We start from the raw sequence: 11,114 nt of genomic DNA, 5'->3' as shown, positions 1-11,114 counted from the left end.
GCACGGCGCAAAAGGCCGGCTGGCCATTCTCAAAAACTTTGATGACAGAACGACGAGAACCCAAGCTGCGGCCCCGAAATGGAGAAAGCCGGCACCCCATACAGGGTGCCGGCCCATTAACACCGCCGTAGCGGTGGAATCACTTGTTAAAAGTGATCAGTTGAAAAGCTTCGGGTTCTGGCAGTTGTTGACATCGGAACCCGCAACCTTGGACCACGGGTTGATGGAGTTCGCACCAGTGAAGTCAGCCACGTTGTCCGGGGCAGACGTTTGACGCGACAGCAGGGCCATCAGGCCAGCAGCGCCGAAGGTCTGCGGGGCGCCGTTGATTTGCGTGATGATGGTCTTGTTGCCGAAGTCGGCATTCAGGCGAGCCACCAGAGCGGAGTAGCCTTCTGCAGCGGCCGTGGCAAGAGCGCCAGCCGTGCGGGTGACCACCACATTTTCGGTGTAGAAGCGGTACTTGCCGGCCGCGACTTGTGCCTGGTTCGGGGCCACACCGTCGACCTTGACGAAGCGCCAGCTGGCGTTCGGCTTGTCTTCGGTGGTCAAGATGCCAATGGCGCTGCGGCCACCGGCTTGGTGGTTCGTCAGGCAGTTGCGCAGGTTGCCGCCGCCGCTGCCGGCGAACACCGTGGGCAAGGCGCCGCCGGTCAGGCAGACGCTCTCGCTGTCACCGGTGGTGGTCAGGCTGTCCGGCGTCACGAAAGGATCAGTACCCGTTTGGCAGCTCTTGGCGAGGGTGTTGCCGTTCGGGGTACGAGCGATCAGGGCTTCGAAGGTCTTTTGCGTGCCCGAGGTGTCAACGCGGCGAGCCACATAGACAGCATCGTCAGCCAAACCGGTGACATTCACGCCAGACCAGGCTTGGCCGGCTTGGGTGTACAGCGTGGTCAGTTGGGCGCTGCTCAGCGACGGCATGCAGCCTTCGGCATCGAGCGTGGCGCCGCAAGCCGGTGCCACTAGGCCTTGCAGGGTTTGCAGGCGGTCATACACATTCTTCGTCACGACCGGTGCGAAGATCAGGGCAGTGGCGGCGGTGAAGCCCAAGTTGCCGGTCGAAGGCGTGAAGAATGCAGGCTCCACATCGGCCAGGCCGACGTAGGTGACGGCAGGCGTGGTCATCGCGCCGGTGCCGCAGGCCACGTTGGTATAGCTGCCGTTCGTGCCGGGGCCGAAGGTCAGGGTGGTCGTGGTGGCGTTGGCGCCGGTGCAGACCGTGTTGATCTTGGCCAGGTCGAGGAAGGGCAGCTGAGCGCCGTTGCCGCCAGCCGAGCCGTCAGCCACGTTGTTGCTGTTCAGCGGGGTCACGCCGAAAGCCGAGCCGCCAACCGAGTACTTGTAGATGGCCAGCTTGTTGATCGGGCCGCCGCTAGACGCAGCGCGCGCCGGGATGGCGATCTGGCCGGGGTTGGTGCCGGCATCAGGGGTGCAATAGAAAACGAAGTTGTTGCTGATGGCGTAGCGGTGAACCGTGCCAGCTTGGCACAGCGACAGCGCCGAACCCAGAATGCCGTTGTCTTGCGCGGTGGCGCCCGAGATGCGAATGTTCAGCGTGCTGCCAGCGAACTCACCGGTATTGGTGTAGTTGGCAGCGGTGATGGCGAACGACGGGGCGGCAGCCAGGGTGCCGCAGGTGGCCACCATGGCCAGGGCGATGCGTGAAAGCTTCATGGGGAATCCTCAGTAGGGTGGAATAAATTGTGTTGGGCAGCACCCTGGCTGCACGAATGCAGGCAAAGCTCCGCCACAACCCGCTCGCCAAAAGGCGAGCGGGTTTAGCTCACTGAATGCAGATCAGGGAACGATCAGGCTGCGGCGGCGGCAGCCTTGCGGCGGCGAACCATGCCACCCAGGCCCATCAGGCCAGAGCCCAGCAGCCAGATGGCAGCAGGCACCGGCACGGCAGCAGGCGCTTCACCGGCCAAGCTGTACACGAAGTCACCGTCGGACTCGAGCGTAACCGTGGCAAAGCCTGTGGCGTTGCCATAGCGCGTGGCGACGGCAGCGGTTGCGTTGGCCAGCGTACCCGTGGAGCGGGCAAAGTAGAAAAGGCTGGAAGCGCTGTCGAGCGTGCCGAGAGTGGCGGCGCCGACGCTGAGGTTGGTGTCGAACAGGGGCGGGTTCGTCGGGCCAGTGGTCGAGCCTACGACGCCAACGAACGCATTCGTTGAGCCAACAGCAGCGGTGACGTTCGAGTTGAAAACAACAGGCGTCGCCGAAGAAGAAGCCAGGATCATGCGCGACACGTTGTTGGTGCCGGCTGCCGACGACTGGTCATTGGCAAAGGCGGTCCAACGGATGTCCGACAGGGTCTGGCCGGTGAGCCAGCTGGCGAACGTGGCATCGGCGCCGAACGTGGCGGTGTTGGTCTTGTCGAGCAGCAGGCCAGCGTCAGGCGTACGGGTGCCGGTGACACCACCATCGCCAGCGGCGGTGGTGACGCTGGAGGGCAGGAAGTCGTTCAACAGGAAGCCGGTGTCACGCACATAGTACGAGTGGGTGACGGTGTTGAAGGCTGCGATGACGAGCGAGCCATTGGCGCCCGCCACGATGGCTGCATTGGCCGAGGTACCGGCGGCGACCAGCGCGACAGCTGCCGCGATTGTCTTGAGGTTTAGTTTCATCTGAGGTCTCTCCTGGGTGATTAAAAAAACTGGTGTGCTTCCGCCGCTGAAGCTCGGAGAAGAGCAGTTTTGCAACCACCCGATTCCCAGCCGCAACCAGCGACCTCACGTCGACAATTCGCAAACAGTTCGCTCAAGTCGACTAACGCTAATCTACGAACCGGCGGTGTCGCTCGCATGTTCGAAAGCAAGTCTTTGCTAGCCAGTTCAGCCTAGTCCGCACGCTGACTTGTGCGACGGGAAGTAACAGCACTGAACGACACGACACTCCCTTCGTGAAGGTAACGGCCGCGCGTGACCTGGAAGCGTCCCAAACGCTCACTCCCATGATCTGAACGGACTAGCCAGCGTCAGCCGCGTGCGCGCCAGGCCTGCTCGAGCAGGGCTTCGAACTGACGCGTGAAGGCCACTCGGTCGAGCAGGGGGCTCGCCTGCAAGTGCTCGCGTGCCCGCAAGCGCCAGGCGTTCAACGCCGGCAGGTCAGCCGCGAGTGCAGCTGCGGTCTCGACATAGGCCACGTCGCTGTGGGCCACCCACGCGGCGCGGTCGATGGCGGCAAGGATCGAAGCCCCCATGCGCGAGGTGTGCGTGCGCCCGCTGAGCGTGACCACGGGGGTGCCCATCCACAGCGCCTCGCAGGTGGTGGTGGCGCCGTTGTAGGGGTAGGTGTCGAGCGAGATGTCGACCTGGTTGTAGAGCGCCAGGTGGCTCTCGGTCGACGGCGTGCGCGCGATGAGGGTGAGCCGCTCGGTGGCTATCCCATGCGCGACCATGAAGCGCTCGATGCTGCCGCGGTTAGAGGCCTGCGCCATGGTGCTGGCCTTGAGCAAGAGGCGCGAGCCGGGCACCGCGCGCAGCGTGGCGGCCCACAGCGCAAGCGTGCGGTCAGTGACCTTGGCGATGTTGTTGAACGACCCGAAGGTGACGTAGCCACATGCAAGTGCAGGTGACGCGACCAATGGCGGCGCCGACTCATCCGGCGTGTAGCAAAACATGGTGCCCGGCATGCGCAGCGGCGCTTCAGAGGCAAACGGTGGCATGTCGCCGGGGTCGATGACGCCATCGGTGATGCGAAAGTCCATCGCTGGCACGCCTGTCACAGTCGGGTAGCCGAGGTAAGCCACCTGCACCGGCGCGCTGGGCGTGGCAAACATCATCAGGCGCGAATGCGCCGTGTGGCCTGACAAGTCAATGAGGATGTCGATGCCGTCGGCCACGATGCGGCTGCGCAAGGCGTTGTCGGACAGGCCGGCACACTCCACCCAGCGATGGCCATGGCGCTTGAGGCGCGCCGTCACGTCGTCGGTGTGCGCATTGTTCTGGTAGCAGACCACTTCGAAGCGTGTGCGGTCGTGGCTGGCCAGCAAGGCTTCTACGAAGTACGACACCGAGTGACGCAGAAAATCACCCGACACATAGCCTATGCGCAGGCGCTCGCCAGCCGCCTTGGCGCGCCAGGGCGGCCGCGGCGTCTCAGGCGCGGGCAGGCGGCTGCCAAACTCGGCCAGCAGCTCGTAGACAGGGGCTGGGTCTTCGTGAAAGTAGTTGGCACCTAGCAGCACGTTGGGGTACATCACCGGCAAGCGCCCACCGGCATCCAGCGCCTCGCGGCTGCGCGCGAGCGCCTCGCCCACGCGGCGCAACTGCTGCTGCACGCTTGCGAGCTGCAACAGCGTGACCGGGTCGGGGTCTAGCGCGAGCGACTTCTCGGCCCAGGCCAACGCCTCGTCGGCTTCACCCATGCGCGTGAGCGCGCTCGACAGCGCGCGCATCACCGGGCCGTTGGGCGGGTTGCGCTTGAGCCATGTCTGGTAGGCCTCTTGTTCGAGCGCCACGGCGCCCAGGTCTTGCAACGCATCCCCGAGCCGCAGGCAGCATTCCACATCGGTCGGGTCTAGCGTGAGCGCTTCATTGAACGCGGCCACAGCCTCCGGGTGGCGGCGGGCCTGCAGCAGCAGCACGCCGTAGTTGCGGTGCATACGCGGGTTCTTCAGGTCTAGCGCCACCGCCCTGCCCTGTGCGTCGAGCATGTCGGCATCGGGCTCGTGCTCGTAGCCTTCTTTCGCCTGGCGCTCGGCGCGCAACGCGAGCACATGGGCGCGATTGGCATGGGCCACCGCCATGGCCGGGGCGATGCCCAAGGCCTGCTCGTACAAGGCAATCGCCTCGTCGAGCTCGCCTTGATCCTTCAGCACGATGCCCAAGCTCACCATGGCTTCGGCGTAAGCAGGCTGCAGCTCGATGGCGCGGCGATAGGCGCTGGCGGCGGCCTGGCCATCGCCAGCGATCTTCAGCGCTCGCCCGAGCACAAACTGATAGCGGGCCACGTCTGGCCGCGTCGCGGCAGCCTCTTGCGCATGCGCCACGGCCTCTGCCGCCTGCTGGCCCGTCATCGCGGCGATCGCCAGCAGGCACAGTGCCTCAGGCCGATGAATCGCATCACCCAGCGCCGGCCTGAGCGTGGCGGCCACGGCCCCGAGCTGCCCGGCCATCAGCTGGCGCTGCCCTTCAGCCAAGGCTTGCGCGGGGTTGGGCATGGCCTTGCCCATGGCCAGCACGTGAGGCACCGCGCTGCGCTTGCCAGAAGTCTTGGCCATGCTCAGAACTCGACGCTGCCGCTGGCATGCAGGCGCGGTGAAGAGCCTTTCAAGGTGGGGCCTGCGTCGTGCAGGGGCCAGCCGAGATCCAGAGCCAGGCTGAACTGCTTGCGGGCCTGGACGCGCAGGCCAAAGCCGGTGCTGAGCAGCCCTTCGCGCGAGTCTTGCTCGGGCAGAGGTGACTTGAGCCAGAGCGCAGCACCGTCCAGGAAGACGTGCGCGCGCAAGCCGTTGAGCCAGGCCCAGCTCTCGGGTGCGAGGTGGCCGCTGCGCAATTCGACAGAGGTGCGCAAGCCCTTGTCACCCGCGAAAGTCGACTCGAGGTAACCACGCACGCTGTCGACACCGCCCATCACGAACTGCTCGTCGCTGATCAGGGGCTGGCTGCTGACCTGGCCTTCGGCCTTGGCAAACAGCGTCATGCCATGCGGCAGGTTGTGGGTGCGTGCGAGGTCGAACTTCAGCACCGAGAAATTGCTTTGCGCGAGGTAGCGCTTGTTGGCGAAATCTTGCTCACTGCCAACAAAACCGCGCAGGCCCAGCACCCACCCACTGCCGTACTGCCAGCTGCCTTGCTTGTCGATCGTGCTGGCAGAGTAGGTGGCGCTGAACGGCGCGTAGCGGATGGGTGTGCATAGCAGCGCCCCATTGCACGTGGAACCTCCGGGGGCCTTCACGATGTTGCCGACCTCGTCGGTCTGGTAGTTGATGCCGGTGATGTTCTTGTAGTCGACCCCCAGGGTCAGCGACTGCGTGCGCGTCTCGCTGCTGTCGATCAACACGCGTCGAAAGCCATAGATGCTGCCTGTGCCGACGACCATCATGTCGTTCTGGCGCACCAGGGTGTTGCTGCGCGAGCGTATGGCCGAGAACACCCACAAGCCTTCGCCCGCCGGCATGGAGTACGAGGCCGAGATGACCTTCACTTCATCCATATTCTCGGGAGACACCTGCACCTGCACGCCCAGGCTGTGCTCCTTCTGCCACAGGTTGTCGTAGCGCAAGGAGCCTTGCAGCCGCGTCGAGGTGGTGTCGGCGCCGTGCTTGTTGTTCAGCTCCAGGTTGCCGTGCAGAGGCGAGCGGTCTTCCACCGTCAAATCGACCTCGGTGGTGCCCGGCACCTTGCCCGGCCGCAGCAGCGGGGTCACACGCCGGTCAGCCGAGCGGTTGACGGTGGCCAGCTGCTCGGTCACCACCTTGAAGTTGGGCACCTGCCCTTCGGCCAGCGCGGGCACCTTGTCGAGAATGCGCCCCTGCGAGTAGTACTTGGCGCCCACCACGCGCAGCCGCGACACCGCCGCCTGCACCACCTGCAAGGTCACCACACCGGCGTTGATGCGCTGCTCGGGCGTGTCGACCAGCACCGTGCCGTAGCCGGCGTCGCGGTAGGCCGCTTCGAGCGCAGTGCGCGCGGCTTCTACATCGGCCACGGTGCGCTTTTCACCCAGAAAGGGAAACACCGCGCGCTCGATGCGCTCGGCCGGCAGCACGGTGTTGCCTTCGACGCGAAACTCGAAGATGTCGAAGTGGGCCACCGGCGGGTCTGCGGCGGCAGTGGGCTGCGCGAGCGCCATGCTCGTCAAGCAGAAGCAGATAAGCAGCGCGAGGGTGCGGCGTAGCAACGAAGTCAGAAGCATGAGGCGGGACCATGAAAACAAAGGGCAAGCCTGGGCCGCACCGGCAGCCAGAAGCAAGCACCCGATTCTTCCGTCGCAAGATGACAATTCGACGAGGCCAGCAGCCCGTTTGGGCGGTGCTTGTGTTTCGTGGGGCCGAGTTCGGGTTTCGTTTCGGCGCAGGCTGTGTTCCGATCGCCCCGAGCTCTCTGCCAGAGAGGGCGAGAGTTTTTGGTTTTCCCTTCGCCCTGAGGCACCGAAGGGTCAGGGCGAACGAATCTCTGCCTCAGGGCGAATGGCCTGCACCACCAGCTCTGCGGCGCTGGGCGCGATGAAGCGCCAGCTGCGATAGCTTTCGTCGCTCGCCTGGCTGGCTGCACTGGCAGCAAAGCTCTGCCGAAGCGGCGTGCGCTCTGACAGGCTGTGCACACCGACGATGCCGCCATCAGGCAGTCGGATCAGCCCCCACTCGCGCTCACCTGTCATGGGGTCGACATAAACCTGCCGCAGGTGCCTGCGCACGTTGACTGCGCGCGGGTCTCGCAAAAGGTCGTTCAGCTCGCGCGGATAGCGCGGCTCGGGGCCGGTGGCCAGCCGGCTGTAGTGCTCGATGGCCGCCTGGAACTGTCGCCCAACGAAGACCAGCTGGCGCTCGTTCTCGCGCCGCTGCTCCGTGCTCCACACCACGCTGGCCATGGCCGCGGTGAGGCCCAGCAAAGTGATGATGAACAGCAGGCCGAGGTAGGTGAAGCCGCGTGCGCGCGGGCTGCCTAGCGGCTTCACGTCACGCGCCTTGCCACGCCTCAAGCCGCTGCCAGCCCACCGAAGGCGGGCTCGGTTTCACGCCGACGTGCCACACCGCCCACCCCGGTCACGCGGGTGCCGGCCAGGCCCAGCAGCCCCATGATGAAGAGCCACATCACACCCGGCAAAGGCACTGCCGATACATTGTCGCGCTCAAATTCCCACACCGTTTTGAGGCCAGCATCGACCAGCTCGAAGGACTGGTGCTTCTGCTGTGCATGGATGGCGGCGACCAGGTTCCACAAGGCCAGGTCAGAGTGAGCGCGCAGCGGGCCGGTGTAAGCGTCAGCCGCAAACCGGCCGGGCAGCCCACTGGCTGTCGCTGAACGGTCTGGCGAGACCGCTTCGGGGTGCTCTGCCGGAAGCGTCTGCGCCATCAGCTTCAGAAGCGAGCCAGACGAAGCCGGCGCCTCACTTTGCAAGGCGAAAGCAGCCTGCTCTATCGGCGTCATGGTCGCCGACGAGAGCGTGGGCATGCACAGGCTGGCGGCCGCAAGGGCTGCGCTGAGCGCGGTTTTGAAAATTGTCGGCATGAATGAATCCTTGGTTGGTTGAAGGGCACATCGCCCTTGTGTCAGGTGGCTCGCTTGAAGCCGGTGTTGACGCCATCGGCGACCAGCGCACCGGCGCCCGAATCGACGTAGTCCTCCAGCAGCGCCTCCATGCGCTTGCGCTTCGGCCCCGCGGCCCCCACGCGGTGCACCAGCGCCTCTTCGAGCAGGGCAATGGCCTCTTGGTTGATGGAACGGCGGTTGTCGAAGGCCTCACGGCTGATCAATTCCTTGACCACGTGCGGCATTTTTTTGATGAACAGATCCACATCCACAGCAAGCCCTCCTCGGTTGATTTGATGAATGACACCAGTTCTCCACCCTGGCTGCACCAATGAGGTGACGTGGTGACGTTACGTTGCTACCGTGACGGTGGCGAGAAGGCAGCACATCGCTACTGCGACCGAAATAGCTAGTCCTGCGGGGGGTATGGGGCAAGGGATAGGGGCAAGGGATGGGGGCAAGCCACGTGCCCGTCGATGCGAAATGGGCGCACCAAAGCAACCGGGGCCCGACATCCACTGGATGTCGGGCCCCGGGAGAGGGTGGGCGGCTAGCGCGTCAGTCCGGGTTGAGGATGCCCAGGCTCATGGCGCGCGCAATGGCATGCGTGCGGGTGGTCGAGTCCAGCTTGCGCAGGATGGCCTGGATGTGGTTTTTGATGGTCCAGGGGCTGCAGCTCAGCACTTCGGCAATCTCGGAATTGGTCTTGCCGTTTTTGATGAGGTTCAAGATTTCTTCTTGCCGCGGCGTGACGATGCGGCCGGCCCGTTGGGTGTTGGTGCCGGCGGCTTCGCGTTCGGTGGCCAGCACACGCAAAAAGGCGTTGTGCAAGTGCGGCACCAGCAATTCGATCAGGTAGCTGAGCCTGTCATCGAGCTCGACCGACAGGCGTGAGAACACATAGAACGCTTCGAACTTGCCACGCGTGCCCATCACGAGTTGCGCGGCCAGGTTTTTCAGCTCGTTCTCGGACACCAGCGCCAGCAGCCGGTCGTCGACCGCCTTGCCATTGCTGCAGGGGCAAAAGATGACGGTGGAGCGCTTGCCTGCGGCCACTGCGAGCAGGCGCGGCATCATGCCGTTGAGCGGGTCGGCGACCACGTCAAACTGCTCCTGGCGGAAGTAGCGGCTCGCGCTGAAGCGGTGCATGGCCATGCCCTGGCGGGAACCATCTTCAATGCCGCAGATCAGAATCTCGTGCGGAACCAGCGCCTGCACCGAGCTTTGGCTCCACACGAAAAACTGCTGCCGGCTGGAGACGCGAAACGACGCCTCGACCGCATCAGAAAAGCGGACGCGGTCGATATCGTCGAGCAGAGGCAACTGGCTCACGTTGGTACTTCCAGGGATACACGCGCGTGGCCGGTGCGGTGAGTACCGCTGGCTTGAACACGACATGCACGGCGCAGGATAGAGAGCAACCGTGACACTTTGTTGATTGACATCACGGTTCACCAGCTTTCATAGGGTTCTCCATCAAGACTTTTGCCTGGCGCACCGCTGCGCACGTCGTACACGCCTTCGCGCGCTTCGCCGTCGGGCGGCGGCACGGCGACCCAGGTGGTGTTGCTTTCGGTAACCGGGTCGGCTGGCAGTTTGCGCAAATAGCGTTTCTCGGCAAGCTCGTCCAGCGTCATGGGGTAGCGGCCGCGGTCGGTAAAAAATTTGTCGATGGCGTCGCGCATGATTTGCAGGTCTTGCCGCAGCACGGCCTCGCGGCTGCGGTCGACGCTGTGAAAGTAGCGCGGCAGGGCGAGCGTCATCAGGCTCGCAATGATGGCCATCACGACCATCAGCTCCATCAGCGTGAATCCGCGTGCCGGGTTTATCGCCATCACCATTCCTTGTAGGCGCGCCCGCCCAGGCTGATGCGCGGCGACATGGAGTACACGTCGAACACGTCGCGCCCGATTTGCGGGTTGCCCGGCTCGCTGTCGTAGCTGCGCAGGCCCCAGGTGGCCTCGGCCGGCTGGCTCGCGTCGGCCATCGGGTCGCGCGGCAGTCGGCGCAGAAAGTAGAGCTTGCGGCCCTTGGCGTCGCCCGTCTCGGGCACGCCCTCGGTGAGCACAGCCAGTGTGGGTGGGTAGCCCGATTCGTCAGCACTGGTCTGGATGCGGTGGGCATCGGCGGCAGCCTTGTAGGCGTCGATGGCCTCGCGGATCTGGCGCAGCGCCGTGCGCAGCTCTTGCTCTTGGCCACGCTTGGCGCTCATGTCGGCAAAGGTCATGGCCCCGCCGGCCAGCAGCGCGAGGATGGCCACGGTGATCAGCAGCTCGACCAGGGTGAACCCGGTCGCTAGGCGTGGCAAGGGCAGCGCGCGCATGGGCTTCACGGTGTGGCGCGACTCGTGGACGCGGGCGCAGCGGCTGGCGCAGGGGGCGCGGCAGGCGCGGCGGGCGCGGCGGGCTCGGGGGCCGCTTCGGGCGCCGCTTCAGGTGCCGGCGGCTCAGGCTCGGCTTCACCGGCTGGCGGCACCACGCCTCGGCGCGCGCGCGCGCCGCTTGCCGGCGGCATCACCATCTTGCCTTGCCCCTGCAAGCGCAGGCGCGCCGCACCCACCACGGCTTCGGTGCCCCCCACATGCTCGTTGCGGTCGGGCGAGAGCGTGGCCAGGTTGCGCACCACGCGCGGCGTGATCAGCAGCACGATCTCGGTCTTGCTGCGGTCGTTGCGCTCGCTGGAAAACAAGCGGCCCAGCACCGGCAGGTCGACCATGCCAGGCACGCCCACCGTGCCATGCCGGTCTTCGTCGCTGATGAGCCCGGCCAGGGCCTGTGTCTCGCCGTCTTTCAGGCGCAGCGCGGTGGTCGCGAGGCGCGTGCCGATCTGGTAGGTCAGCGTGCCCGAGCGGCTGCGCACTTCGCGCACGATGTTGCTCACCTCCAGGTTGACCTTGATGCCCACTTCGTTGTCGAG

At 65.2% G+C, this 11,114-nt stretch carries 11 protein-coding genes; all 11 read right to left on the bottom strand.

Annotation, left to right across the window (positions count from 1 at the left end):
* Positions 1-156: 156 nt before the first annotated feature.
* The gene (locus tag AC30QB_RS21820) at positions 157-1,674 is read right to left on the bottom strand and encodes a hypothetical protein (protein WP_489548379.1); all 1,518 of its coding nucleotides are present in this window, start codon (positions 1,672-1,674) and stop codon (positions 157-159) included.
* Positions 1,675-1,808: 134 nt separating this feature from the next.
* Entirely contained in the window at positions 1,809-2,627 is an 819-nt protein-coding gene (locus tag AC30QB_RS21815; protein WP_489548378.1) for a VPLPA-CTERM sorting domain-containing protein, read from the bottom strand.
* Positions 2,628-2,977: 350 nt separating this feature from the next.
* Positions 2,978-5,224: a tetratricopeptide repeat protein gene (locus tag AC30QB_RS21810; protein WP_489548377.1), complete on the bottom strand. Its 2,247-nt coding sequence runs from the start codon at positions 5,222-5,224 to the stop codon at positions 2,978-2,980.
* Positions 5,225-5,226: 2 nt separating this feature from the next.
* Complete coding sequence (locus AC30QB_RS21805; protein WP_489548376.1) at positions 5,227-6,861, bottom strand: ShlB/FhaC/HecB family hemolysin secretion/activation protein; 1,635 nt, start codon at positions 6,859-6,861, stop codon at positions 5,227-5,229.
* Between the two features lie 243 nt (positions 6,862-7,104).
* Entirely contained in the window at positions 7,105-7,623 is a 519-nt protein-coding gene (locus AC30QB_RS21800) for a type II secretion system protein (RefSeq protein ID WP_489548375.1), read from the bottom strand.
* Between the two features lie 20 nt (positions 7,624-7,643).
* On the bottom strand, positions 7,644-8,177 hold the full coding sequence (locus AC30QB_RS21795) for a hypothetical protein (protein WP_489548374.1): 534 nt from the start codon (positions 8,175-8,177) through the stop codon (positions 7,644-7,646).
* A 41-nt stretch (positions 8,178-8,218) separates the two neighbouring features.
* Positions 8,219-8,470: an Arc family DNA-binding protein gene (locus AC30QB_RS21790; protein WP_489548373.1), complete on the bottom strand. Its 252-nt coding sequence runs from the start codon at positions 8,468-8,470 to the stop codon at positions 8,219-8,221.
* A gap of 286 nt (positions 8,471-8,756) precedes the next feature.
* Complete coding sequence (gene epsA / locus AC30QB_RS21785) at positions 8,757-9,530, bottom strand: XrtB/PEP-CTERM-associated transcriptional regulator EpsA (RefSeq protein ID WP_489548372.1); 774 nt, start codon at positions 9,528-9,530, stop codon at positions 8,757-8,759.
* 119 nt (positions 9,531-9,649) lie between these two features.
* Entirely contained in the window at positions 9,650-10,033 is a 384-nt protein-coding gene (locus tag AC30QB_RS21780; protein WP_489548371.1) for a type IV pilin protein, read from the bottom strand.
* Entirely contained in the window at positions 10,033-10,521 is a 489-nt protein-coding gene (locus AC30QB_RS21775) for a type II secretion system protein (protein ID WP_489548500.1), read from the bottom strand. The genes AC30QB_RS21780 and AC30QB_RS21775 overlap by 1 nt, the downstream gene beginning before the upstream one ends.
* Positions 10,522-10,526: 5 nt before the next feature.
* Positions 10,527-11,114, bottom strand: a 588-nt coding sequence (locus AC30QB_RS21770; RefSeq protein WP_489548370.1) for a type II secretion system protein GspD, incomplete at its 5' end; no start/stop codon positions are given.

Source organism: Rhizobacter sp. (genome assembly GCF_046595475.1).
GTDB lineage: Bacteria > Pseudomonadota > Gammaproteobacteria > Burkholderiales > Burkholderiaceae_C > Rhizobacter.
The sequence above is the reverse complement of the archived record's forward strand: the minus strand, read 5'-3'. Positions and strand labels throughout refer to the sequence as shown.